Annotated in this window: 23 protein-coding genes and 5 pseudogenes; 15 read left to right on the forward strand and 13 right to left on the reverse strand. The window is 55.2% G+C overall.

Features of this window, described 5'->3' with window-relative positions:
- Nucleotide 1 precedes the first annotated feature (1 nt).
- Both IPK32_05915 and IPK32_05920 read left to right on the forward strand, forming a co-directional pair.
- Nucleotides 2–2,786: pseudogene (locus IPK32_05915) on the forward strand (site-specific DNA-methyltransferase).
- Nucleotides 2,787–2,790: 4 nt separating this feature from the next.
- Nucleotides 2,791–4,869: a DEAD/DEAH box helicase gene (locus IPK32_05920; protein MBK8091522.1), complete on the forward strand. Its 2,079-nt coding sequence runs from the start codon at nt 2,791–2,793 to the stop codon at nt 4,867–4,869.
- A 76-nt stretch (nt 4,870–4,945) separates the two neighbouring features.
- Here the strand turns inward: IPK32_05920 and IPK32_05925 are convergent, their stop codons facing one another.
- Both IPK32_05925 and IPK32_05930 read right to left on the reverse strand, forming a co-directional pair.
- Nucleotides 4,946–5,473, reverse strand: coding sequence for an ImmA/IrrE family metallo-endopeptidase (locus IPK32_05925; protein ID MBK8091523.1), 528 nt, complete (start codon nt 5,471–5,473; stop codon nt 4,946–4,948).
- Nucleotides 5,460–5,813, reverse strand: a complete 354-nt coding sequence (locus tag IPK32_05930) for a helix-turn-helix transcriptional regulator (protein MBK8091524.1) — start codon at nt 5,811–5,813, stop codon at nt 5,460–5,462. The genes IPK32_05925 and IPK32_05930 overlap by 14 nt, the downstream gene beginning before the upstream one ends.
- 164 nt (nt 5,814–5,977) lie before the next feature.
- On the opposite strand from IPK32_05930, the pseudogene IPK32_05935 reads away from it, so the two are divergent.
- From IPK32_05935 to IPK32_05955, 5 genes and pseudogenes are all read left to right on the forward strand, one after another.
- A pseudogene (locus IPK32_05935) lies at nt 5,978–6,262 on the forward strand (DUF3892 domain-containing protein).
- 79 nt (nt 6,263–6,341) lie between these two features.
- Nucleotides 6,342–7,492: pseudogene (locus IPK32_05940) on the forward strand (SAVED domain-containing protein).
- Nucleotides 7,485–8,683, forward strand: a pseudogene (locus tag IPK32_05945) (nucleotidyltransferase). The pseudogenes IPK32_05940 and IPK32_05945 overlap by 8 nt, the downstream one beginning before the upstream one ends.
- Before the next feature lie 252 nt (nt 8,684–8,935).
- Nucleotides 8,936–9,427: a hypothetical protein gene (locus IPK32_05950; GenBank protein ID MBK8091525.1), complete on the forward strand. Its 492-nt coding sequence runs from the start codon at nt 8,936–8,938 to the stop codon at nt 9,425–9,427.
- Nucleotides 9,428–9,522: 95 nt separating this feature from the next.
- Nucleotides 9,523–10,647 carry a Fic family protein gene (locus IPK32_05955; protein ID MBK8091526.1) on the forward strand — a complete coding sequence of 375 codons (1,125 nt, stop codon included), beginning with the start codon at nt 9,523–9,525 and terminating at the stop codon, nt 10,645–10,647.
- 38 nt (nt 10,648–10,685) lie between these two features.
- Here the strand turns inward: IPK32_05955 and IPK32_05960 are convergent.
- Nucleotides 10,686–11,505, reverse strand: a pseudogene (locus IPK32_05960) (TIGR02391 family protein).
- A 469-nt stretch (nt 11,506–11,974) separates the two neighbouring features.
- On the opposite strand from IPK32_05960, the gene IPK32_05965 reads away from it, so the two are divergent.
- On the forward strand, nt 11,975–12,337 hold the full coding sequence (locus tag IPK32_05965) for a hypothetical protein (GenBank protein ID MBK8091527.1): 363 nt from the start codon (nt 11,975–11,977) through the stop codon (nt 12,335–12,337).
- 468 nt (nt 12,338–12,805) lie between these two features.
- Here IPK32_05965 and IPK32_05970 read toward each other — a convergent pair whose 3' ends face one another.
- A complete protein-coding gene (locus IPK32_05970; GenBank protein MBK8091528.1) occupies nt 12,806–13,267 on the reverse strand; it encodes a hypothetical protein in 462 nt (153 codons plus the stop codon).
- Nucleotides 13,268–13,827: 560 nt separating this feature from the next.
- Between IPK32_05970 and IPK32_05975 the strand changes: the two genes are divergently transcribed.
- The 4 genes from IPK32_05975 to IPK32_05990 all read left to right on the forward strand — a co-directional run bounded on the left by IPK32_05975 (nt 13,828) and on the right by IPK32_05990 (nt 15,636).
- Nucleotides 13,828–14,214 carry an ArdC family protein gene (locus IPK32_05975; GenBank protein ID MBK8091529.1) on the forward strand — a complete coding sequence of 129 codons (387 nt, stop codon included), beginning with the start codon at nt 13,828–13,830 and terminating at the stop codon, nt 14,212–14,214.
- Entirely contained in the window at nt 14,172–14,720 is a 549-nt protein-coding gene (locus IPK32_05980) for a hypothetical protein (GenBank protein MBK8091530.1), read from the forward strand. The genes IPK32_05975 and IPK32_05980 overlap by 43 nt, the downstream gene beginning before the upstream one ends.
- On the forward strand, nt 14,717–14,911 hold the full coding sequence (locus IPK32_05985) for a hypothetical protein (protein MBK8091531.1): 195 nt from the start codon (nt 14,717–14,719) through the stop codon (nt 14,909–14,911). The genes IPK32_05980 and IPK32_05985 overlap by 4 nt, the downstream gene beginning before the upstream one ends.
- Nucleotides 14,912–15,336: 425 nt before the next feature.
- Nucleotides 15,337–15,636, forward strand: a complete 300-nt coding sequence (locus IPK32_05990) for a hypothetical protein (protein MBK8091532.1) — start codon at nt 15,337–15,339, stop codon at nt 15,634–15,636.
- A gap of 145 nt (nt 15,637–15,781) precedes the next feature.
- Here IPK32_05990 and IPK32_05995 read toward each other — a convergent pair whose 3' ends face one another.
- Genes IPK32_05995 through IPK32_06025 form a run of 7 tightly spaced genes read right to left on the reverse strand, consistent with a single transcriptional unit; the run spans nt 15,782 to nt 20,999 of the window.
- Complete coding sequence (locus IPK32_05995) at nt 15,782–16,456, reverse strand: hypothetical protein (protein ID MBK8091533.1); 675 nt, start codon at nt 16,454–16,456, stop codon at nt 15,782–15,784.
- A 5-nt stretch (nt 16,457–16,461) separates the two neighbouring features.
- Nucleotides 16,462–17,106: a hypothetical protein gene (locus tag IPK32_06000; protein ID MBK8091534.1), complete on the reverse strand. Its 645-nt coding sequence runs from the start codon at nt 17,104–17,106 to the stop codon at nt 16,462–16,464.
- Nucleotides 17,107–17,118: 12 nt separating this feature from the next.
- Nucleotides 17,119–17,556: a hypothetical protein gene (locus tag IPK32_06005; GenBank protein MBK8091535.1), complete on the reverse strand. Its 438-nt coding sequence runs from the start codon at nt 17,554–17,556 to the stop codon at nt 17,119–17,121.
- Nucleotides 17,557–17,562: 6 nt separating this feature from the next.
- Nucleotides 17,563–19,269, reverse strand: a complete 1,707-nt coding sequence (locus IPK32_06010) for a hypothetical protein (protein MBK8091536.1) — start codon at nt 19,267–19,269, stop codon at nt 17,563–17,565.
- Complete coding sequence (locus IPK32_06015) at nt 19,266–19,577, reverse strand: AAA family ATPase (protein ID MBK8091537.1); 312 nt, start codon at nt 19,575–19,577, stop codon at nt 19,266–19,268. The genes IPK32_06010 and IPK32_06015 overlap by 4 nt, the downstream gene beginning before the upstream one ends.
- Nucleotides 19,562–20,332, reverse strand: coding sequence for an AAA family ATPase (locus tag IPK32_06020; protein ID MBK8091538.1), 771 nt, complete (start codon nt 20,330–20,332; stop codon nt 19,562–19,564). The genes IPK32_06015 and IPK32_06020 overlap by 16 nt, the downstream gene beginning before the upstream one ends.
- A complete protein-coding gene (locus IPK32_06025) occupies nt 20,268–20,999 on the reverse strand; it encodes a relaxase domain-containing protein (GenBank protein ID MBK8091539.1) in 732 nt (243 codons plus the stop codon). The genes IPK32_06020 and IPK32_06025 overlap by 65 nt, the downstream gene beginning before the upstream one ends.
- A 345-nt stretch (nt 21,000–21,344) precedes the next feature.
- On the opposite strand from IPK32_06025, the gene IPK32_06030 reads away from it, so the two are divergent.
- The 3 genes from IPK32_06030 (at nt 21,345) to IPK32_06040 (ending at nt 23,772) form a co-directional block, all read left to right on the forward strand.
- Nucleotides 21,345–22,016: a hypothetical protein gene (locus tag IPK32_06030; protein MBK8091540.1), complete on the forward strand. Its 672-nt coding sequence runs from the start codon at nt 21,345–21,347 to the stop codon at nt 22,014–22,016.
- Nucleotides 22,017–22,165: 149 nt separating this feature from the next.
- On the forward strand, nt 22,166–22,900 hold the full coding sequence (locus IPK32_06035; GenBank protein ID MBK8091541.1) for a TraM recognition domain-containing protein: 735 nt from the start codon (nt 22,166–22,168) through the stop codon (nt 22,898–22,900).
- Nucleotides 22,901–23,454: 554 nt separating this feature from the next.
- A complete protein-coding gene (locus IPK32_06040) occupies nt 23,455–23,772 on the forward strand; it encodes a J domain-containing protein (protein MBK8091542.1) in 318 nt (105 codons plus the stop codon).
- Here the strand turns inward: IPK32_06040 and IPK32_06045 are convergent.
- Entirely contained in the window at nt 23,761–24,357 is a 597-nt protein-coding gene (locus IPK32_06045) for a replication initiator protein A (GenBank protein MBK8091543.1), read from the reverse strand. The genes IPK32_06040 and IPK32_06045 overlap by 12 nt on opposite strands.
- Nucleotides 24,267–24,860, reverse strand: coding sequence for a replication initiator protein A (locus IPK32_06050; GenBank protein ID MBK8091544.1), 594 nt, complete (start codon nt 24,858–24,860; stop codon nt 24,267–24,269). Before IPK32_06050 ends, IPK32_06045 begins: the two co-directional genes overlap by 91 nt.
- Nucleotides 24,861–25,381 lie beyond the last annotated feature (521 nt).

Below are 25,381 nucleotides of genomic sequence, written 5' to 3' on the forward strand. Positions count from 1 at the left end.
CATGGCAAAGAAACCGACTACCACCAAGTCTGTCGAAACTCTCACGCACGACGAAGCGAAGAGGAAGAACATTCCTACCGCAGAGTTTCAGTCTGTCCTCAAACAAGAGGAGCAGCATCCGGTGCGCGTTGCCTATGACAGACGCAACCGTGATCTTGATCCGCAGCTTGTCTGGCGCGGCAAGGATGAGCAGGACTGGAGCGACCTCGTTGTCCATGCGCCCCCGCTCTACATTCAGGAGAAGGTTCATCCGAAAGCTTTGATTGATGATCTGTTGCGCGAGACGAAAGAGCGTGAACACGAAGCGGGACTCACCACCGCCGACCTCTTCGCCGACTTCAACGGCATCCCGAAGGGCGCGGACAAAACCGAATTCTATGCCCACGACCAGAACTGGTCCAACCGCATGATCCTGGGCGACTCGCTCCAGGTCATGGCCAGCCTGGCCGAGCGCGAGGGCCTGCGCGGGCGCGTGCAGTGCATCTACTTCGACCCGCCCTACGGCATCAAGTTCAACAGCAACTTCCAGTGGTCCACCACCAGCCGCGACGTGAAGGACGGCAAGGCCGACCACATCACCCGCGAGCCCGAGCAGGTCAAAGCCTTCCGCGACACCTGGCGCGACGGCATCCACAGCTACCTCACCTACCTGCGGGACCGGCTCACCGTCGCCCGCGATCTCCTCACCGATTCCGGCTCCATCTTCGTGCAGATCGGCGATGAAAATGTCCACCGCGTCCGGGCGGTGATGGATGAGGTGTTTGGGGAGGACAACTTCATCTCAGTAATCGCTTTTCAGAAAACTGGAGGATTCTCCAGCAGCAATTTGGACAACGTGCTCGACTTCATTGTCTGCTACTCGAAACAGAAGGAGCGTTTCAAATTCCGGCAACTATTTGGGTCTAAAGAGAGTTCAAAGAGCGGGGTCAAGAACTACTCGACCCTCGAACTTGAACTTGGCGTCACTCGCCCGCTTTCACGCGAGGAGCTAAATGATCCGTCAACAATTCCGGCTGGTTTGCGCCATTACGGCGTTCACGCAATCACAAGTTCTGGTTCAGGAAATGAACCTCAACCATTTCATTTCAATGGGAGCCAGTGGGAGCCGAAAAAGAACGAGCACTGGAAGGCACAGTATCCAGAAGGAATGAAGCGGCTTGCTGAAGGCTGGGAGAGTCAAAGCGACGCCAAAGCGGATTGGCTACAAACGCTACTTCGATGACTTCGCGGCGTTCCAATTTCAAACCTATGGAACGACACTCGCGGAGAGATGGACATCGTTTATGTAGTTCAGACAAGCACTCGCATAGTCGAACGCTGCCTCCTCATGGCCACCGACCCCGGCGACCTCGTGCTCGACCCGACCTGCGGTTCCGGCACCACCGCCACCGTCGCCGAGCAATGGGGCCGCCGCTGGATCACGATTGACACCTCGCGCGTGGCGCTGGCGCTGGCCCGTGCCCGCATCATGGGCGCGCGTTATCCCTTTTTACCTGCTGGCCGATTCCCGCGAGGGCCAGCTCAAGGAAGCCGAAGTCACCCGCACCGCGCCGAGTTCGCAGCCCGTGCAGGGGAACATCCGCCACGGCTTCGTCTATGAGCGCGTGCCGCACATCACGCTCAAGTCCATCGCCAACAACGCGGAGATCGATGTCATCTGGGACCAGTGGCAGGCGAAGCTGGAGCCGCTGCGCGAGAAGCTGAACGCCGCGCTCAAGACGATCTGGCAGGAGTGGGAGATTCCGCGCGATGCCGACGCCAAGTGGGCGGACGCTGCGAAGAAGCTGCACGCCGACTGGTGGCAGGCGCGCATCGCCCGGCAGAAGGAGATTGACAAATCCATCGCCGCCAAGGCCGAGTTTGAATTTCTCTACGACAAGCCCTACGAAAACAAGAAGAGCGTTCGCGTTGCCGGTCCTTTCACCGTTGAAAGTCTTTCGCCTCACCGCGTCCTTGGCGTGGATGAAAATGACGAGTTGGTTGATACCCTGAAGGAAGACAGCGCCGAATACGGAGCGAAACAGTCCTTTCCCCAGATGATCCTTGAGAACCTGAAAGCCGCCGGTGTCCAGCAGGCGCACAAGGAGGACAAGATTGTCTTCACTGCCCTCAATCCTTGGCCGGGCGAACTCGTATGCGCCGAAGGCAGCTACATGGAAGGAAGCGCAGAAAAACGCGCCGCGATCTTTATTGGCCCTGAGTTTGGAACCGTGCAGCGTCAAGATCTCGTGCTTGCCGCACGAGAGGCCGGAGATGCTGATTTCGATGTTTTGATTGCCTGCGCCTTCAACTACGAAGCGCACACGACCGAGTTCAACAAGCTGGGAAGAATCCCTGTGCTGAAGGCTCGCATGAATGCCGACCTTCACATGTCCGATGACCTCAAAAACACCGGCAAGGGCAACCTCTTCGTCATCTTTGGTGAACCCGACATCACCATCCTGCCGGAGAAAGATGGGAAGGTCCGAGTGAAGGTGAACGGCGTTGACGTGTTCCATCCCAACACTGGTGAAGTTCGCAGCGACGGCGCAGACGGCATTGCTTGCTGGTTCATTGACACGGACTACAACGAAGAGAGCTTCTTCGTGCGCCACGCCTATTTCCTTGGTGCCAACGACCCCTACAACTCCCTGAAAACGACGCTGAAGGCTGAGATTGATTACGAAGCCTGGGCGACGCTGAACAGCGACACTTCACGTCCTTTCGAGAAACCAAAAAAAGGCCGCATCGCGGTGAAGGTCATCAATCACCTCGGAGACGAAGTGATGAAGGTATTCAAGGTATAGCATCATGGAATTCAGAATCGCCGACACTTTCACTGACAGCCTCGCCCGATTGACGGGCGATGAGCAGAAGGCCGTGAAGACGACGGCATTCGATTTGCAGCTCAATCCCGTCAACTCTGGCATGAGCTTTCACAAGCTCGACAAAGCAAAGGACAAGAATTTCTGGTCCGTGCGAGTCAACCGCGACATCCGCCTCATAGTTCACAAGAGCGCAGCGAATCTGCTCTTGTGCTACGTTGACCATCACGACAAAGCATATAGCTGGGCGGAACGCCGCAAGCTGGAGACGCACCCGAAGACCGGCGCGGCTCAGCTCGTGGAGATACGCGAGACGGTTCAGGACATCATCGTTCCCAACTACGTTCAGCTTGAGCTTCCCGCCGCGCCGAAAGCCCGCAAGATTCTGTTCAGCCACATTTCGGATGATGAGCTTCTTGGTTACGGTGTCCCTCCTGAATGGCTTGCCGATGTCCGCCAAGCAGATGAAGACAGTCTGCTAGCGCTGGCTGACCGTCTGCCAAGTGAAGCAGCCGAAGCGCTTCTGGAGCTGGCAACAGGCGGTAAACCCCGTGTGCCGCAGCCCGTGCCGGCCACGACAGACCCATTCGAGCATCCCGACGCGCAGCGCCGCTTCCGCGTAATGTCGAATGTGGAAGAACTGGAACGCGCCCTCGAATTTCCGTGGGACAAGTGGTCCGTCTTCCTGCATCCCGACCAACGCCAGTCCGTTGAGCGCAACTACAACGGCCCGGCCCGCGTCTCGGGCTCCGCTGGAACTGGCAAGACAATTGTCGCCGTGCATCGAGCTGTGCATCTCGCCAAGCAGAACCCAAACACCAGGGTATTGTTGACGACCTTTTCTCACATCCTCGCCAACTCGCTCCGGCTCAAACTCCGCAGGCTCATCAGCAACGAGCCTCGCCTTGCCGAAAGGCTCGAAGTCCATTCCATCAACACGATAGGAACCCGCCTCTACAAGTCGCACTTTGGTGCAGCAAATCTTGCCACCCGTGAGGACATCTCACAGTGCATCGCTGCCGCCTCGAAAGAAGTCGGCGGACACAAGTTCAGCAATCAGTTCCTTTTCACGGAATGGGAACAGATCGTGGATGCCTGGCAATTGAACTCATGGGAATCTTACCGCGACGTGACACGTCTTGGTCGCAAGACACGCCTCCCTGAAGCACAACGCGCCGTGCTCTGGCAAATCTTTGAGCGCACCCGCGCCAGCCTTTCCAGCCGCAAGCTCATCACTCATGCCGAGATGTTCACCAAACTCGCCGGAGCGATCCAGAAGGACAAGAACCCGCCATTTGAGTTTGCAGTGGTGGACGAGGCGCAGGACATCGGCATTGCCCACCTGCGGTTCCTTGCCGCCATCGGCGAGCGCCGACCGGATGCCCTGTTTTTCGCCGGTGATCTTGGGCAGCGCATCTTCCAGCAGCCCTTCTCATGGCTCGCCTTGGGCGTGGACATTCGCGGGCGCTCCCGCAACCTCCGTGTCAACTATCGCACTTCCCACCAAATTCGCACCCAGGCCGACCGGCTGCTTGGTCCCGAAGTCTCGGATGTTGATGGCAACACCGAGCAGCGCGGCGACACGGTTTCCGTGTTCAACGGCCCGCCTCCTGCCATTCAGGTCTTCAATTCCAACGAGGAGGAAATCAATGCCGTTGCCGAGTGGCTTTCAGCCCGCACCAAGGAGGGTGTCGCGCCGCACGAGTTCGGCGTGTTTGTTCGTTCCGACGCCGAAATTCCACGCGCCCGCGAGGCGGTGAAGCAGGCCGGACTTGAACACAAGATTCTGGACGAGAATGTCGAGACCACGACCGGCTTTGCTTCCATCTGCACCATGCACCTCGCCAAAGGTCTTGAGTTCCGCGCCGTGGCAGTCATGGCCTGCGACGATGAAGTTCTGCCATTACAGGAGCGCATCGAATCCGTCGCCGACGACGCCGATTTGGAGGAGGTTTACAACACCGAGCGCCATTTGCTCTATGTCGCCTGCACTCGCGCACGCGACCAGCTTCTCATTACCGGCATCGCGCCGGCTTCGGAGTTTCTTGAAGATTTGCGAGTATGATCGCTTCCTCCCATGTCCGTTAGCAGCTCCCTCAACGGGAGGAGACACAGCCTACGGCGCGAATTGACCCCGGCCCTCATTCTTGGATGTAGCCTAGATTCTTGAGTCGGTTGACGAGAGCCTGAGTGCTCACACCATATTTGCGGGCGAGACCATGCAGGAAATCATCATCCAAAAGATCGACATACTCTTCGTTCTCCAAATCCTTTTTCAGAAATTCTCTCGGCATAAGTAGTGACGCCGCGAAGAAATTGGCTTCTTGCTCTGCTTCATCTGTTCCCTGACTCGACACGTCATTTCTCAGTCGAACGCGGAATTCATGATCGACATGTAGCTGCTCCTGATCATGGAGAAGCAAATGGCCGAGTTCATGCGAAATTGTGAAGTTCTGCCGCGCTGCGGAATGGCGTGTATTGACACCGATAACAGATTGCGCTTTGTCGCGATATAGAAAGCCTGACAAGTCACCTTCGAGCGCATCGACAAAGATTCGCGCGCCTTTAGCCTTGGCTATCCGTGAAACCCCAACTGGAGCCTCAACGATATTGCTCTCAGCAAGCAAGGCTTCGACCATTGCTTCAATTCTTCTTTTACGAATTGCCATTTGATCCTCCTGTTTTGATGCCAATGCCGCTTTCAATGAACGCTAGTTCCTTGTCTCCACGCAATTGCATTCCGACCATCGCCTTCACATCGACTGGTTCTGTTGCGGCAATAGCACGCGGAAGCAATTCCAACACGTCAACCTTCAATTGCTCGACGATATCACAGAACGTATGCAGAGGAGGATGCTGCCGACCGCTTTCAATGTTGGTGAGTGAAGTGCGAGTCAGGCCGATCAGTTTGGCTAAAGCATCTTGAGAGAGCTTGTGCCGTTTACGACATTTTCGGATATTTTGTCCGAGCCTATGATAAAACATCGCTTGCTGTGGTGCATTCTTCATTTCTCATCCATGCCAGAAGGATAACTGGACTTCTCTCCAATGTCAACAGTAAAAACATGTTTGCGGTGCAAACATACAAATAAAGATTGCATCGGCAACTTTATATGCTAGAATCGTCCTCGAAATGGCAGCAGAATGCTCCAACCCAAGGAAGGAAATAATTTATGGCAGACGCCCAGATTACATGTATCACCAAAACAAATCCGCAGAGTCCCCACGAGCACATCACTCATGTTGGAAATCCGGCCGCTGGATGGAAATGGACCCGCGAAGCGGTCATTTATCAGCATTGACGACAAGACCAATACTTTTTCGTCATTGATCCTCACAATGGCAAGCGCTCAAACGTCGGTGTCGTGCGCCCGACTGGCAGGCCCGCATATTTGCGCACCCACGCAGATGGAGACTGGAACGACAATCTGCTTTCCCTCAATCAATGTCCGCTGTGATACATTTCAGAGGAACGTGTGACTGCTCAGGTCCACTCAGGGCGATTGCGAACGAGCTAACCCGACGGATTATTTGAAAATGGCTAAGGAGGTTAGCAGAAAAATCAATCCGAAGGTCGAGCGTGAGCTGTGGGGCCGCGCCGCCGCCCGTTGCCAGTTCAGCGATTGCAACCGCCTTCTCTACAAGTCTCCAGTAACGCAGGAAAAGGTGAATGTGGCCGAAATGGCTCACATCTACTCTTTCTCCGAAGACGGTCCGCGCGGTTGGGGCCCCTTCAAACTCAAACCAAAGGGCTTGAATGACATCCGAAATCTCATGCTGGTCTGTCATGATTGCCACAAGACCATTGACCAGGACAAAGGCGGCAAGCGCTACTCAGCCGCGCTACTCAAACAGTGGAAAGAGGAGCACGAGACAAGAATCCGAGTAGTGACCGGAATCTTCCCCAGCAAAAAATCGCACGTCGTTCTTTACGGTGCGCGAATCGGCTCAGAGCTTTCCCCGCTTCAAAACGACGCCGCCATTCAAGCCATGTTCCCGAACTGGAACCCCGCCGATGAGAGGTCCGTCAATCTCTCAATGACTTCTGCCCTCGATGATAGCACACCTGAGTTTTGGAGTGCCGAGGCAGCGCCTCTGAGAACAGAATTTGCTCAGCAAATCCGAACCCGAGTTGAGGATGCAAAACCAAACCACTTTTCGATTTTCACGCTTGCCCCCAGCCGTTGCTAATCCTGCTTGGCTCCTTGTTCACTGAAAAGGTGCCCGCGAATGTTTTCCAACTTCACAGAGAACCAAAAACATGGGAGTGGCAGCCTCACCCCGAGAACTGCAACTTCATCATCAATCAGCCGGCCAGCACGTCCGGCCAGCCCGTTCTCATCATTTCCCTGAGCGCCCGCATCGCTCACGACAGAATCACAAATGTTCTGCAAGGAGAGCATTCAATCTGGGAGTTGACAATTGCAGACCCCCACAACGATTTTCTGAAATCAGAAGCACAGTTGGCAATGTTTCGCGAAGCAACGCGAAAGCTCATGGTGGCTATCAAATCAGCCCACCCTTCCGCGACTGAATTACCAATTTTCCCCGCCATGCCCGTCGCCTGTGCTGTCGAGCTTGGCCGCATCCGAATGCCTAAAGCAGAACTGCCTTGGGTGCTCTTCGACCAAAATAACAAGCACAACGGATTCATCAAAACCTTAACCATCGGACACAGCCATGAGTAACAGAAGCATCAACCACATCATCGCGGAAATCGCGAAGACCCTCGAAATTCCACCATCAGCCTATGACAAAGCGGAAGCCCGTTACAAAGACCTGGGCGAGTGGCTCAACAGGCCGGAATCACACTGCTATAAATTCAGTCCTCACATCTACCCACAAGGCTCATTCCGATTTGGGACGGTCGTAAGACCACTTCATGAAGACGCGGAATATGACCTCGATCTAGGCTCGCGATTGCGCACGGGCATCAGCAAAGCAATTCACACGCAAAAACAGCTCAAGTCCATCGTCGGCCTCGACCTTGAAGCTTACCGCAAGGCAAGACAGATTGAGAGCAAGTTGGAGGAAAAACATCGTTGCTGGCGTTTGCAATACGCTGACGAACTCAGTTTCCATTTGGACGCCGTGCCATCCATCCCCCAAGACCAACAGCAGCAAAGATTCCTCAAAGAGGCAATGGTTAAGGCAGGCTCGCTGGACACGCTTGCTCAAAGCGTGGCGAGCCACGCGGGTGCAATTACCGACAATCGCCATCCTGATTACGATAAAATCACCCCCAATTGGCGCATCAGTAATTCCGAGGGCTATGCCCTCTGGTTTGAATCGCGAATGAAACTCGCGCCGGAGCTGCTGCAAGAACACGCATTCATGGCAAAGGTCGCAGAGTTGACGATCTTCCTGCGCGCAAATGGAATTCGCCTCTTCAACAGTCCGTCAAGATTCTAAAGCGTCACCGCGACGTGATGTTTTCGGATGAACCTGATGGGCAGCCCATTTCAATTATCCTCACCACTCTCGCGGCGGCGGCATATCGCGGCGAGCAGGATGTTGCAACAGCGTTGGAAAGAATCCTGACGGACATGGGCAACTACGTCCTACCGAACAAGCCTCGTGTGCCCAACCCCGTCAACCCGTCAGAAGATTTTGCCGACAAGTGGTATGACCCCAAATACCGGCACCTCAATCTGGAGAAGAATTTTGGGGATTGGCTCCACCAAGCACGGGTGGATTTCAACATCCTACAAAACGCCCACGATACAAAGGTCATCCTTGAGCAAGCCTCATCCAAGTTTGCGACAAACCTCAATGAGGCAAACGTCCGTGATGCGCTCGGCATTTCTTCAGTCAATGTGGTGACAACGCCAAAGGTTCATTCCATTCAGGCACCCGCAAAACCTTGGATGGCCTGTTAGCTGATGGGAAGAAGAAACATCAATGGCCTATCTGAGTTTTTACATGATTACCCAAAGATGGCTTTGCGGCCATCTACGGGAACATCCACTTTGATTAAAGGCGATTTTAGCTTCGTGGCGAACCACGAAGCCGCCGGTGAAATCCAGGATTCCTTCGCTTTGCGTGTCGAGATCCCGCCCGCCTTTCCAAAAGACTTACCCAAAGTAACCTAGATCGGGGGACGCATTCCCAGGGATGACGACACCTTCCATGTGAACAAAACTGACGGCTCGCTCTGTCTCGGTTCGCCAATCGGGTTGCTAAAAAAACTTGCGCGCTCACCAACTCTCGTCGGCTTCGCAGAGCACTGCCTCATCCCGTATCTTTACGCCATTTCTCATAAACTGATCCATGGAGGACCGTTGCTTTTCGGCGAGTTGGCACATGGCAGCCCTGGAATGTTGGCGGACTACATCAACATTTTTAGGCTCAAAAATCCGTATCAGGTGCGCGAGGCTCTTCTGCTTTTAGGCATGAAAAAGCGTCGTGCGAACAAGCTTCCCTGCCCCTGTGGGTGCGGACTCCGCACAGGAAAGTGCAAATTCAATTGGACCTTGCGCGAGTTTCGACAAATGGCGGGCAGACGTTGGTTTCGGACCCAGCTTGAGGGCTGGAGTCTGCGCCCTCCGATTCAAAAAATAGACCCCAAAGATTTCAGCAAGGACAGGCGACTGCGGAGCAAAAGCTCGACTCCAATCTTGTAGCAGGCTTTCTTGAGAACCTGCTTGAGCAATAAAAGCTAGATTTATAGCTCAAAATATGAGATGATTGTGAGGTATAAACAGAGGAGCTTTACATCATGCCGCACATACCCACCTGGAATTGGCAACAGGAAGACTGGCCGCGATTTCGCTACGACAGCACGAAGCTGGACGCTCTGGAGGATGAATTCCTCCGGCAATCCGGCGTCTTCATAGGTGCCGTCAAGCACGTCTCCGACGACGACCGCCAGCAGCTCACCGTTGAACTCATGGGCGACGAAGCGTTCAACACGTCCGAGATCGAGGGCGAAATTTTGAACCGCGACAGCCTGCAATCATCCATCCGCCGCAACTTCGGCCTCACGACCGACAACCGCAAAATTCCACCCGCCGAGCAGGGCATCGCGCAGATGATGGTGGAGCTTTACCGCCAGTTCGACAAGCCGCTCTCAAACGAGTTGCTGTTTCACTGGCATCAACTGTTGATGAACGGACGCCGCGACATCAAAGACGTTGGTCGCTACCGCACTCACGAGAGCGCAATGCAGGTGGTGTCAGGGCCGCTCCATGCCCCGAAGGTCCATTTTGAAGCGCCACCTTCAAAATACATTCCTGCGGAAATGGAACGCTTCGTGCAGTGGTTCATCCGCACTGCCCCAGGCGGCAAATCGCCGCTTCCCATTTTGACCCGCGCAGGCATCGCGCATTTGTATTTCGTGTGCGTGCATCCCTTCGAGGATGGCAACGGGCGGGTTGGCAGCGCCGTCGCCGAAAAAGTCATATCCGAAGGGCTTGGGCAAGCCACATTGATTGCCCTCTCGCAGACCATCAACCGCGCTCGCAGGCACTACTACGAGACGCTTGAGTGCAGCAACAAGCACAATGAGATCACGGCTTGGCTGGTTTACTTCGCCAAGACAGTCATAGAAGCGCAGGCGCAGGCGCAGTGCATGGTGGATTTCATCATCGCCAAGACCAAGTTCTACGACCGCTTCCGCAGCCGGTTCAATGAACGCCAGGACAAGGTGATTGCGCGTATGATGCGTGAAGGGCCGGAGGGCTTCAAGGGGGGGCTCAGTGCCGAGAACTACATCCGAATCACCGGGACATCCCGTGCTACCGCAACCCGTGACCTGCAACACTTGGTGGAGATGAATGCGCTCGTTCGCACCGGCGCTTTGAAGAGCACCCGCTACCATCTTTACATCACTACCAAGCCGTAATTTTCCCCTCAGTCACCATCTGCGGCGACTCTGGCCGCTCATGTTCTCGGGGTGCGCACCGCGCTATCCAGCCGACGATGCAGCAGTGAGACGAGCGTCAACAAATCGAGGGCATCTGTTTCACTGATGTTCCATGAAATCTTCGCGCCGTGAGCTGTCACATTTCGGAAAGCACCAAACATCCCGATGAACAAATTCATCAAGCCAGACTGCTCGCTTTTTTCGGTGTCATTCTGCAACGAATTGAAGGCAAGAAATGGCATTCCAACTTGCCCAAGCGAAAATGCTTTCGAGGCAAGATCACCCCCATCTCCAGGTAAGCCGGTTTTCGCACGGATCTTCTCAGAAACACTTTTTGTGGCTTCCAGCACTGCATGGAAATAGTTTTGCTGGAGCAATTCGCTGCGACAAAATTTGAGCACGTCAGGATGCACCTGACGCCTCCGCAGTTCGCTTTGAAGTCTGTCAGCCCCTCTCCTCGGCTTCCGTTAACGTTTGCGCTGCCGAAACCGGGACAATTTCCCCGCGCTCATTGACCTGATACCCGCAGAATGCCAGCGGGGTGTTAAGCCGTGATCGAAATGTAGGGTAGTAATCTGGCATCGCATGATATAGCACCGGGTTCATTACCTTCTTGATGAAGGCGAACACGTTGTTCGCGCACCGATCCTGCCTCTGTTTCTCCCGCAGGGCTTCTAAAAGGCGATACCTCTTCGTGAGATTTGGAGATGGGTCTGGAATTCCACACTGTTGAAGATAACGACCGATTTCCGAGCCTGTCAGACCTCCACTCGTTTCCCCCAGCACTTCGCAGAGTGCTTCAAGATGTGTTTCGTCAAGACAAGGGACAGCAGCCATTTGGTTTCTCCCTTCACTCCATATACCGAATTCGAGTCTGCATGTCCACCACAGCGTCCGTGAGCAACAGTTTGTTCACTTTCACCCTCTCTGATTTCTTCAATATCACATTCAAAGGGAAATGTCTTTCCCTTCGCTTCTACTTCGTGCGGCGCTACCCATTCAAGCGGGGACACCCCGCAACGCCCGTCGCTCCGCACCGGCATTCCAGCCTTTCGGTGTCTGACTTGCCACCGTCTTACCTGTTCGGGTTCACTGGTCGGCATCGCTTCGTGATTCTGCGCAGCTCCTTGTTTTGACCACACCGCAGGGGATGGCTCGGTTATGGCGGAAACCGTCTGGCCGTCAACCCCCGGCCCGCTCCATTCGCTCTCGCTCCCGTGTTGGGGGCATGACCGCCAGCCTAATGGTCCCCGCCTTTGCACCGTCGCCCCCGCAGTGGGGTGTAAACACAAACAGGAGCAATATTATGACGCAGAAAACACTCACGAAAGAAGACCTCAGCCAGTTCACCGGCACCGAACAATGGTATCGCCACGGCATCGCACGAAACGTGCTCTACACCGACGGCGCGAAACACGTCGCCGAAAGCGGCGGAGCCTATTGGCTCCTCGATGAAATCGCTTTCGCTCAATCCATCGGCCAAGTTGCCGCAGAAGCATTCCAAGTCTGGAAACTGAAGGTCAATCCTGACCATTCTGCTACGCTCACCTGTGATGATGGCGATTCAAATATCCGCTTCATGAAGCACATCGAATTCACAGACTTTCCGCTCGAAGAGATCGCCTTCTACTTCACAGACAAGGTCATCATGCTGCCCAGCGAATACTAGCCAGGCAGCCTGCCCGCCCAAGGAAACTTGGGCGGGTTTTCTCTGCTAATTCCTGATTCTCTGATTTCAGCTTCACCCGTGGGGAAAGGACTTTCCCCCGCGCCTACTTCGTGGGGCGCTACCCTTTCTAACGGGAGGTGTCCCGTAACGCGCTCGCGAATCCGCTCCGCACTGCCACCACGAGCAATCCCGCCATTCGTCGGCTCAGTCGGGACAAGCCCTCCACTCACCGCCCAACGGCCAGCTTGCTCCCCGCCTTCCCCTTGGACCAAACCTCCGCCATGCAAGACAGCGACCACTTTGCCCCCCCTTCGCCCACCTTTCTTGTCGCCAGTCTTTGCATCGGCTGCGGTTCCGTCCGCTTTTGAAATGCCCGCCCTACAGGGCGGGGAAGCGCGTTTCTGCGCAGGCTTGAAATCAATTAAGCATCCGCAGGCGAAGCCTCGCCTGAGCCGCTTCCCCTCGCCATCACATCTCGCCAGTCAGATCAAGAATATAATGCCACGCCTCGTGATACTTCTTGGAGTGCTCTGTGAAATCGCCCTTCACGTTTGAATAGTAGGCAATAAATTTGTAGAGGGTTTTGGGGCCGCTCTTTGCCGGAATCAAATCCGTCGTCGGAATGATGAAGTAGGCAGACCTGTCAAACCAGTAAGCAATCACAAACTGAGCTGATTCACGCTCTGAAGCCGTCAGGGTGAAATGAAGCGTGTTCCGTCCCTCTCTTGTCTTGATGACATTCTGTCGTGTCTTCACTTCGATTTTTATCTGCTTGTTCAGACCAACCAACACCAGATCGCAGCCATGTTCTGCGTAGTTGCGATATACTCGCCAATTCGCGTTGCCGTGCAGTCTCATGCAAAGCTGAAGCAGTGCCGATGATTCTCCAATTTCTTGCAGGAGTGCTTTGAGGTTTTGTGTCAGTTCCATGCGATGTTTTTCATACTATTGGATTTTGTGATTGAAGACAATGGTGATGAAATCTGGTGGAGGGAAATGTCTTTCCCTCGCGCCTACTTCGTGCGGCGCTACCCATTCTAACGGGACGTTTCCCGTAACGCCCTCGCCTGCCGCGTGACGCCGTTCGTCACGCCTTCAGCAAGCCTTGAAGTGTCAAGGCGCGGCGAGCCAAACCACGTCACTACCTGCCACGATACTGAACACCGAAGAAAGCCGGACGCTGCGCTACAGCCTGACCCTCCGCTGCGCTACCGGCTTCTTCCGTGTGAATCTTCCCGCCTTGCGGCGGTGAATTACGCCGACCGCTTGTGCCTCGCTTGTCGGCTCTGATGCCTCCCGGACGTTCGTGCCGTCAAGGGCATCCAAAGGTTTCCCCAAATTGTCCTCTCTCGTGCCTCGCTGCGGGACTTCGGGGATGCCCCTCCTTCGGAGCCTCCCTGTGACTGCCGTCCCGTCCTACGGCGGTTTGGTCGTCATGTTTTGCGCGCGCCCGAGTGCTTTGCGCAAACCCGCAACAGGAGGAAACATACATGAAACCAGACATCTACGAACAGGTCACAGACCGCATCATCACGCAGCTTGAATCAGGGGTTGTCCCTTGGAAATCGCCAAACTTCTCGAAGGTTGGTTTTCCCCGCAACTTCGCAACCAACAGAGCCTATCAGGGCATTAACGTCTTTTTGCTTGGAAGCCTGCGCTTTACATCGCCTTTCTGCCTGTCCTTCATTCAGGCCAAGGTGCTTGGCGGATACAACCGCAAAGGTGAGCACGGTTCCCTTGTCGTGAAATACGGCACCTACACGAAGGAGGGACGAGCAGGCGGCAGTCGAGGAAGCAGAGACGCGCCGCTTTTTGAAGGCTTACACCGTGTTTCATGCTTCGCAGATCGAAGGCATCGAATTTCCGCAGCCCGATAATCTGCCCGGAGCTTTCCATCACGCAGAAGACCGACCGCGCCCGCGAGATCGTCGCAGCGATGCCCAACGCTCCCGCCATCCATGACGGGAACGCGGTTCCCTGCTATCGGCCCAAGACTGACAGCGTTCACATGCCTGAGCGCGGCTTTTTCGACAGTGAGGAAGCCTATTATTCCACCCTCTTTCACGAACTGAGTCACAGCACCGGTCACGCCTCACGCCTTGCCCGGAAGTCCCTGCTTGAGAACAAGGGCATTGATGCCGCAGGCGACACCGCTCGCAAAGTCTATGCAGAGGAAGAACTGGTTGCAGAAATGGGCGCCTCATTCCTGAACGCTCACGCCGGCATCATGGAGGACGAACTCAGCAACTCCGCAGCTTACCTGCAAAGCTGGATTGATGCCCTCAAAGGCAAGGACGCCAAAGGCTGGATTGTCCGCGCTGCATCACAGGCGCAGAAGGCAGCCAACTACATCTTGAACATTCAGCCGGAGGTTCTGCCATGAGCACCTTGCTTGCCCTCTCTGATGCCGAGCTGATCGAATCGGCAGACCTCACCGATGCGGAATTTGACGAGCTGGAAAACCAGCTCGCTATCCGCGTCGCGTGCCTTGGCTGGACTGGCGACCCCATGCGCCAGCCGCTCGAAACCGTCGCCGCGACCGTGCGCGGCATCATCTCTAAACGCACCCGCTAAAAGCGCAGACCATGAACTCACTTGTCAAAGTCACCCGGACCCCACGCCGGAGCCGTCAGAATCGAAGGCAAGCCCCGCGCCGCTTGGCGTGTTGCCGTGATCGAATCGCAGAACCGGAAACCACAAGGCAAGGTTTATCACTGCCTCAGCTACCGCCGCGCCGTCTCACTATCCTGCAATATGGCTCATGACCGGAAGTTGCATCTTCACCTTGAGGCATTGCCCCGATAGGGGCGTAAATCAGGGCAGCGTTGCCGTCAATCTGGCAGTCTCCCGACCTTCGGAGGGTGCGCCCTGCGCCCCCTGAAGGTCTCCCCCAATTTTCGGCTGTGACCGGTTCGCTTCGCTTCGGCTTGAAGGGACTTTGTTTTGCTTTGCCATCAGGCAGCGAGAGGCGCAGCCCAACATAAAAAGGAGACAGAGCCATGAACGACAACACCAACAATCAAGCCACTGATTATGAAACGCCCCTTTATTCAGGGCACGCAGAATCGATGGAATGCATCGAGCAAATGATCGACTTCACACCGGATATTGATTCCGAGTATGCGTTGCTGATGACTCGCGATTTGTTCCGCGGCGCACCCGACCTGCTAGACGCTGCAAAGTTTGCCATCCTAGAACTTCAAAAGATATGCGATGTGCATCCTTCACTTTCCGCAGTTTCCAAACGGCTCAACGCTGCGATTGCCGCAGCGACACCGCCGCGCCCTCTGATGGCGTAAGCAGCCACGCCGCCCGATCCAATGCCATGAACCAGAAGCGCCGCTCTCTTTCGCTCGCTCTGCGAATACTATTGGAAGTCCCCGCCCTGCCCGTCCCTGTAGTTGCCGCCTCTCGGCGGCTATTGACTTCGCGAAGCGAAGTCGGTCAATGCTTCCACTTCTCGATATAGACGAAGCGCGTCAGCGGCTTTGAAAGCGGCGCAAACATCTTTGCTTCAGTCTCGCCCAGCTTCATCTTGAACAAGCCGCCCCGTGTCGCAAAGAAAACGATTCCAGCCTCTTTAATTGGCAGCACACTCGCCCCAGCTCCACGCCTTGCGAAAGAGTAGGGTTCAGTGCTCACCCTCACCTCTTCCTGTCCATTTTTCTTGAGCCAGCTTCCGCGCTGATTCGTGTCCGGCACATCACGCGCCAGCAGCAGTGTCTCATCATCAATCCACTCGTAAGCTTGCGCCGGATTGGAAAGCGCTTCCACCTTGCCGCTCACCACGTCCGCCAGCACAACGCCTTTGAAGCTGCTGCAAAAGATGAACCTGCCGCTTGGCGATGGGTTGCTCATTTCTTGGCACTGAATCGGTAATTGCCCCAGTTGCCGAATCTCCTGCTTCTCGCGGTCATAGACGCCAAGCCCAACACCGGCAATCAAGTAGGCGCATGTATTCTGATTCATCCAGGCGAACTCAGTGACTTTCATTCTGGCCTCAAGACCGAAAGTCTTTGCCTCATCCTTCTCGACATCATAAGCGAAAAATTTCTGGCCTCCACGCTCGGTGATTCCGCCGACCAAAATTGCACCGTCCGGCGACCGCTGATTCTTCAAGCCAGTCAGAGGGATTCGCGTCGAAGTTGCTTCTCCGTCACCAGATCGACGCGAAGCAGTTGATTCATATTTCGCACAATCAGCATCTTGTCAGTTTTCAAGATGATGTTTTCCACGAAGAACTGCTCCATGAATGCTGCCGTTGAAGTGACCCTTTGCTCGTTTGCCAGTTTGAAGCCACGCAAATCAATTTCCGCTTTCCAGATGTCCTTGTCCTTCACGAACAACGCGGAATCCATCGTTTCGTTGACCGCCAAGCCGTAGCGGCCACTGAGGGCGGCATCCCTCTTGCCATCAAGATTGAACCGCACCAGCCCCTTGTCATAGCGGGCAATCAACTTGCTGTTCTCAGCATCAAGGAAGAGCTTCAAGGGCATCCCTTCCTTGAACCAGCTCTTGAGCATCAGCTTCCCCGAGTCGAGGTGATACAAGTCACCGTCGGCGACTAGCAAATTGCCCTCCATTGAAGGAATCGCGACGGCGACTTCCTCGATTTTCTTTTTCACATCGTCATTGGCAACGACCGCAGCTTTGTGTGTCCGAGAGCGCTGGAAATACCACCAGAAGCCAAACAATCCGGTGCTGACCACCAACACTCCCAAGACCAGCGCGATCTTCGGGAACTGCTTAATGAAGCGCCACTTAAACATGATGTGGTGAGTCTATTCTTGGGGAGTCTCGGTTGTCGCTTCTTCCACAAAGTCTTTCGGCCAGTTGATCTCTATGCCCTCCACGAAGCAGTCATTGCCCTTGTGGTCCTGCATTTCGGAATCGGCTTCCTTCACCCACGCAACGCGCTTCTGTTTGATGCCGGTGAAAAGAGGTTGAAGACCACGGCCTTTGATCGTTACAAGAAATCCGCCGAAAGCGAGGTCGATGCAGCCGCTCTCTGGATCATGATTGAACCAAATCAAATCGGTGTAGCTGAAGCATGTTTGCAGCCCGGTGCTGAATTGCAGTTCAAGGAAGTGTTCCTGCATCGACTCACCAACCAGAATCGAGAAGAACTTGTCTCCATCCGGTTGCAACGAGCCATCCGCAGGCTTGTCAGCCTTTTTGCGTTTCTGTTCAAGAATTTCGTCGATTCGGTCTTGTCCCATAAATTATCACTTCCTTGGTGCCGGTGGCGGCGGTGGAGGCAATTGCTGTGCCTGTATTTTGTGCTGCAATGCTGCCTGTTTCTGAGCAGCGGCACCAGCATCAATCGGTTTTTGCTTCGCGGCATGATCCGCAATTTGAGGTATGTTGTTTTGCTGCAACGGCTTGATTTGAGTGTTACCCATTTTGACCTGCCGCTGCGCACCCTGCCCCTGCTTGTGCTGCATTGACTGGTTCGCTTGCTGACCTTGAGTTTTGCCGGCCTGATGGTCTTTGCCCTGACCCTTGACCTTGTCCGCCACTTTGTTGAAGTGGCTCGTTGCCGACTGATACATGTTCGCCGCCCAGTTTTTTCGCGTGTTCGACTGTTGTGGCAACGCTTGCTGCTTGAGACTCGCCTCTTGCTGTTTCGAGTCAGCCCCGCCTTTGCGCGGTTCTTGAACCGGCTTGGCAGGCTGCTCGACCTTGCGATTTTCAGCGGGTTTATCTGGCTCCGCTTTGGCTTTGTCGGGCGCGGACAATACTTTGTCCTCAACTCCCTTCTTCGCTTCGTGAAGTGCGAGCATCTTCTCACGGAAAGGAGCAGAATGCAGATTGGTTTTCGGCAAGGTTCGCCCGCGCGGCTGCCCACCTTTATTCTTGCCCAACGGATGCCCCTTCGACCGGCTCTTGCCATCCGGCCCCGCGAGATTGCGCCGCATCTCGACATAGCCCTTCCAGTTTGCTCCCGTGCCCTTTTTGAGCGGATCTTGCTGGCGCTGCTTTGCCACCGTCTTCACCCAGGATTTGGATTCGTCCAAACCACGACGGCTCTGAATCGCATCGCGCCATTGTTTTGATCCATGTTCGGTGGTCATCGCGGCAATTTCTTTCTGATTCAGTTCTGCCAGCTCGACACCTGCCATGCGGGTTGACGAGTTTCCGACCGCCTCTTGAAGACCTCGGCGGTTGTCGGTGTAAATGTGAATGGTTTCCTTCCCACGGCTGCACGAGACATAAAACTGTTCTCTGGAACTGGCAACAAACGACGACTCACTTTGCGCGACCAGGACATGCCGGACGCTCTTGCTCTGGGAGGAGTGCGAAGTCTGACAATACCCGTGGGCAAAGTGTCCGTGATCTTTGTCGAGAACCGCCCCCGTGTTCAAGACAATCCTCCCCTTTTTGTCGAATTTCTCGACACTGAACAGATTGCCATTGTTCAGACGCTTACCGTCCGCGCTCTCGCCGTTTCGCGTGATGCGAATGCGGTCCCCCTTGCCCAGCGAAATCTCCCTCCGCTCAAACACTTGGAACTTCTGCGCATCCTTCATGGAGAGGATTTTGGCACTGCCTCCATCGCTTTCGACCTGCACCCCGCCATTGGCATCATGGCCGAGAACTCGCAGGATTTCACCGCGCTTCACCCCCTTGGCGTTTTGATGATACTGGACGACCTGCCCAGGAGCATAGTTTTCAGGAAGCGCCCTCGCCGCTTCCTCCCACTGCAAGTTCTGAAACTGGATGAACTGCCGCTCCGGCCCCAACAACTTGGCGTCCCGTTTCGCTCCCCGAATCGCATCTGTCACTTTCGCGCTCTCCGCATGGGTTGGAGACACCACCAGCGGGACATCCCCGCGCTTCGACAGCGCGAGGAAATCACTCGCAAGCTGCCGGTAACGATCCGCTTCATCGGCGATCTCGACAAAAGCTCCCAGCTTGTCCCGCCTCCTCAAGCCCGTTCGCAGTCTCCTTTGCTCAGAGCCTCAATCGCCTGTTTGTAATCCTCAAGCTCCTGCCTGCGAATCAGCGTCACTTCGGCGATCCGCAGTCCCGCATGTTGTTGAAGCAGCCGGAAGGCATCGCCACGGGCGACCGGCGCATGTTGCGCCGTGTCTCCAGTCAAAATCACCCGCGTTCCATTGCCGGCAATCTCCATGATCCGCCACATCTCGCGCACCCCAAGCAGCCCTGCTTCGTCAATCCAGATGACCTGCCCCCGAACCTGCTTTCGCATCTTCAAGTTTGTCAGCAGGTGAGCCACCGTTTCAGCACCTCAAAACCGGCTTCGCGCAGTGTCTCACGAGACGCAGACGCCGAGGGAGCGAAGGCGAAAACTTTACCCCTCGCCTCAATAGCGGCGACCGCCTCTTTCATCAGCGTTGTCTTGCCGACCCCAGCCCCTCCACGAAGCGCAATCACTTGGTCACGAGTCGTCAGGATATGCTTCACCGCCGCCCGCTGTTCATCTGAAAGCATCGCCCCCAGGTTCATCTTGCCGCGTCCGCCGAGCGGCATCGCTGAATTGCGACCCACACGGGCGAAGCTGATGAGTGCCACTTCCTCAGCCAGCACGTCAATTGTCGTGCAGAGATGTTCTTCCCCGACCAGCCGCCCGATCAGCGCCCTCTTTTCAAACTCAGATTTGATCGACTGCGGTGTCGTGTTGCCGATGCCATAGCGCATCGCCTCCGCGAGAATCCTCCCCCGCTCCACGACCGACTGTTTTTCAAACAGCTTGGCGAGGGCGTAATCCACCGCTTCGGAAGCCGTCACCCTCGCCCCGCGAGGCTGATCCTTGTCATAGCAAACCTTCGAGATGGTGACTTTTTCCTCATCGGTTAGCCGGACGCTCCAAGCCGCCATGAGGTCCGTGAAGGTCAGACCGTGCCGCTTGCCCTCACGAGTCAGCGCCCCCAACGTCTCCTTTTCTTTCGGGTCCGTGATGCCTTTTTCATGCGCCAGCCGCTCGATTTGAGCGGTGCGCCTTGAAAACTTGGCAAGCACACTGGCAGGCATCCCCTTGATTTCCCAGCCCTGCTTTGTCCGCTGGATGGAATATCCTTGCGCCGCAAGCGCCACCGCCAGACGGGAATGAAACGCCGCTTCGCTGTAGGGTGCGTTCCGTTTGATGTCGCGAAACTTCGCCGCCTTCCAGCGCTTCTCCTCCCCGTCGAAAGTGGCATTGAAAGGCGAAGCAGTGGACGATGCAAATGCGGGTCTGAATCCCCCCGACCGGACGCGCCGTGAAGTGAACGAACTCCGCCCACGCCAGATTCCCCGTCACCCGATTGCTCGACTCCCCGCGCTTTCGCACCCGCGTCGCTGTGCTCTCTTCGATCTCCACCATTGTTTCCTGAACCGCCTGCCGGAACGCTTTCAGGACGCCTTTGTCCAACGTCATCGCATACAGAACCGAGAGACTTTTTGGCGCGTGAAAGTTGAGGTCGTAGCCGACGATTCTGTCCGACTTGGTATGGGGCGTCAGCCTCCCGCCATCTACCGGATGCCGGTTCTCAACCAGTGCGGCAAACGCATCACTGGTGACGTTTCCTGACAGCCCCATCCGTTCGGCGGCTTTGCCATGCCAGTTGCCCACTACCTCCTGTTTCTCGGTGTAGTAGTCCTCACGTTTGAGACCTTCCGTGTAGTATTGGCGGGCAGCAGCCGCACTTTTGTGAGCCACTACCCTGAGCATAAAATGATTGTATCACAGTTTGGGACGGCACCCAAGTTTCGTCGGGACATGGGCAAATCTTGCCTGCTTGCCAGCAAAAAAGCCAGCTTTCAATCATCCTTGCCAGCGAGCAAACAGCCATGCAAGCCATCGAGCTTGCGGACATGCGAGCAAGTCAGTTTCCAAGCAGTCTTGCCGCCTTGCGTGCCGTCTTTCTTGCGTGCGAGCTAGCTTGCTAGCAACATTGCAATATGACATTCAGACATCTGCCCTATGCAGTGCATAGGGACGGTTTTTGCTCGCCTGCGAGCCGCCTACCGGCTAGCCTTTAGCCACCTCAGCAGACCGCCCCACATGGAAGATTATTCCCTCACCAAGCCCACTCCACAGCCCCAAAAAGGAGGCGGTCACTCCGCTGCGAGAGACTGGCCGGATGATGAAGAGGCAATTCTGGAGCTGGGCAAGGGGAGGGAGCCGCGACCTGAAAACTTCTGGTGTCTGAAGGACGCCTTTGAGGGAGTGCAGATTTTCGGGGGAACCGGTTCCGGCAAATCATCGGGGAGCGGGCGGGCGCTCGCCCGAAGTTTCTTGGAATCGAATCTGGGAGGACTGGTTTTGACCGCCAAGCTCGATGAAGTGCTCACTTGGAAGCAGATGGCGAAGGCGACCAAGCGTGAGTCAGATTTGCTCATTGTCGAGCCAGGCGCTCCCCACCAGTTCAACTTCCTGCGCTACGAATTGAAGCGCCCAGGAACGGGGGCAGGGCACACCGAAAATCTGGTGAACCTGTTTTGCAGCGTGCTCGAAGCCGCCGAGCGAAAACAAGGACAAAGCAGCGGAGGCGGGAACGACGCATATTGGCAGCGCACCCTGAAACAACTCCTGCGCAACTCCATCGACCTCGCCATCCTTGCTCTTGATGATGTGAGCCTGCCATCCCTCTACCGCATCATCACCACCGCCCCAGAAGCGCCCAAGAGGCAACCGCAAAAGACTGGCAGGACAGCTCGGTTTGCTTCGCCCTGATCGAAGCCGCCGAAGCCAAGGCAGAGCAGAAGAAGCGAAAATCCGACTTCGAGCTGACCCGCGATTACTGGCTCAAGGAGTATCCGAACCTCGCGCCCGAAACCAGATCCGTCATTGTTTCGACCTTCACCAGCATGGCGGATTGTTTCATGCGTGGCCTGCTTCGCGACCTGTTCTGCTCTGAATTGACCTTCGGCCCAGAAGATACATTCAACGGCAAGATCATCATTCTGAATCTGCCGGTGAAGGAGTTCAACGAGTTGGGGCAGTTTGCCCAGGTGCTTTTCAAATTCGTTTGGCAGAGGGCGGTGGAACGGCGAATTCCCCCCGGCATCGGCCGAGCCGAATCTCACGCGACGATCCGCCCCGTTTTCCTCTGGGCGGACGAGTCGCAGTTTTTTGTGAATTCCTACGATGCACTGTTCCAAAGCACAGCTCGCAGTTCGCGAGCCTGCACAGTTTATCTGACCCAGAATCTCCCCAGCTACTTTTCTGCCTTCGGCGGCCAGAACTCCCGATCCGACGCCGAGAGCTTTCTTGGCAACCTCCAGACCAAGATTTTCCACGCCAACGGCGACCCAACCACGAACAACTGGTCCGCCGAATCCATCGGCAAGACCCAACAGGCAAGCTTTTACGGCGGCCTTTCAGAAGCCATGGCAAAGGCTGGCGGCGGCTCGAACAATGCCGGAGGCAGTCTCATTCTTCAATACTTGGTGCAACCCCAAGAGTTCACCATGCTGCGAACTGGAGGACCGGAATGCGATTTTCAAGTCGATTCGATCATCTTCCAAGGGGGCAGGCGATGGCTCGTCACCGTGAAAGAAAAGGACGTAACCAAGAACTTCATCCGCCACGTCTTCCCACAGAATTATGAAGGATAGGCAAATCCACACAGCAGGCGCGCAGCCAAGGATTCCCATCGTCAGCCCGGTGCTTCACTGGCTCGCAATCCCTGCGATTGTCTATTTTCGCTCTGGATTCGGCTTTTCCTTTCTCAGCCCCAAAAGCGTCTTCCTTGCCTTCTCGTGGGCCACCATCCTTTTCGCGATATACGCATGGGCGGAGGAGGGCGCTTGGCAGTCCTATTGGGCGCTCAGTTGTTTTGGCATCGGTGCTGTCATTCTCTATGTCACCCATCTGATTATCGCATTCACACGAGAAACGAGGGTGACAGGAAAACACGATTTTTATTCCGGCACGTCCCACATTCTCAGGCTCCCCGGATTGAAACAATTTCGCGGCGTCACTCGAATCGCAGTCGCAATCCAATTGTGGATTGAGCCGTTCATCGTGCTTGTCATGGCGACGATTCTTCGGGGCTTTTTCGCAGAGCGATTACTCTCCAAATGGCTCCTTTTTGTCGCCATTGCGATGTGGTGCAAAGAGTTCATCAACTACTGGTATCAGGCTCCGTCATCGCAAGAAACAGGAGGACGTGTTCTCCGATGCCGAGGAGACGATGGAAGGCAGACCTTCAGCAACGCAGTTCGCCGCACCCAGCGGCAAGGGACGCAAACCTCGTGAGAAGCGCCAGCGTGCCAACGGAGCAGGCGGGCAGGGCGACGATGAAAAACGCTTTGCAGAAGTTCTGCGACTGATGCCGCCATACAGCTTGCAGCAGGCCGAGCAGAATTATCGGGCACTGATGAAGACCTGCCATCCCGATCCGAACGACGAATCAGTCGAGAACAACCAGAGGGCGGCAGAATTGAATGATGCGATTGAGTTTTTTCGCCGAGACTCAGGCAGCTAGCTTGCGCTTGGCACTCTCGATTTTGATTTCATCAACGGGATGCCCCACAGACCGCCAGGCATCCATGAGCTTGAATCTGTAGTGTGTTTCGACCCACTCGCCGATGAACTTCGTCGGCGCTTGATAGGTGAGGGTGGTTCCGTCGAGTCCTTTCAATCGTAACTTCGCAAGCCACGAGTTGACGACCGCTTCGCCGAGATGTTTCCGCATCACTTCGAGCACGATTTCCCAAGCCTCCTCAAGAGGCGTCTTTTCAATCAGCGCAATCTGCTCAGGTTGAGGTTTCTCGGTTTTCGATTCGATCACTTCGCGTTTCGCAGTGCGCTCCATCAAAAGCATGTCGTCACCGCTGGTTGATTTTGTCTGTTCAAGTCGCAGTCCAGGCAATTCGTTTTTCTTCACCAGCTTCCTGAGTGCGCTGGCGTAATGCTTGTATTCCTGTTGTGACGCTGACTTCCGATACAGGCTCTTGAACGTCTCTTTCCACATGCCGTTCACACCGCCGGTTGCTTTTCTCGCGTAGAGGTAAAGCCAGCGCTCCACGCTGCCAGGAATATCAAAATACCGTTTGTCGAGCGTGAGCACATGGAAATCCTGCACGCTTTCAAAAGCCATTCTGCAAGAACCACTTCTACACCTCGAATCTCTCCGTTCTCTTCGGTGATTTCCCATTCTGAAATCCACGAAAACTGTCTGATGCGGTTGCGCGTGCGTTTGCCGGACTCAGAGCGAATCGTTGTCTGAATGCTGGTCATCTTGAGTCTGTGCAGCGCATCCTTGAGACGCTGATATTGTCCGCCGCCAGGTTCGCGATTGATCCATGCGAGGAACTGATATGGGGTGAAGTGAATCCTTCGAGAAGGTTCCAGCCCCATGCGTTTCGCGTCAATCCATTGCGAAACAGCAAAGATGAGCAAGTCTTGATCGTGGATTGTGGCGATGCCGTGTTCAGCGCTTCCACTGATGCGGACCGTCTCGGTCTGTCCGGTTTTCGCATCCACATACTCATGTTGAATCGGCTCTGTGCGCCCAGCAGTTAGGCTGAACCAGCAGCGTGCCATCAAATCAATCTGCTCTTTAGGGGCCACATCGGCAGAGGAAGCGGTGAACCGCGTGAGATCCTGATGCTCTTTAATTCCTCCCTCAATCTTCCTGCCCATGCCTTCGGCATAGCACACCTGATTTTATAAAACAATATCGTCAGAGCAGCGACCTTTTCACCCTTTTGGTATCGACTCAGGAATTAGCGGCAGGCAAATAACCCTTTGTATCGTCAAGGGAACGACCGCATCGACAGACCGCCGACCAGCCATCGTCAGACCAGCGACCACCATATCGACAGACCAGCGACCGTGCATCGTCAGAGCAGCGACCGGAACATGCTCCAAAGCCTGTCTCACTGGGCATCTTCGCTTCCTGAAACCTTACTTAAACCTTCTTTATTAAACATCTAAACACCGCTGGCAGGCAGCGAGCCATAAATGAGGCTCGCCTGCCATGCGGCTGAAAGTGTGGATTCACACACAACGCAGCCGATTGATATGAGATTCTGCAAGGTTGCTTGCAAGCTAGCAAGCTAGTTGTGTTGCTAGAATGCCACCATCGCTCA

Source organism: Verrucomicrobiaceae bacterium, assembly GCA_016713035.1.
Lineage (GTDB): Bacteria > Verrucomicrobiota > Verrucomicrobiia > Verrucomicrobiales > Verrucomicrobiaceae > Prosthecobacter.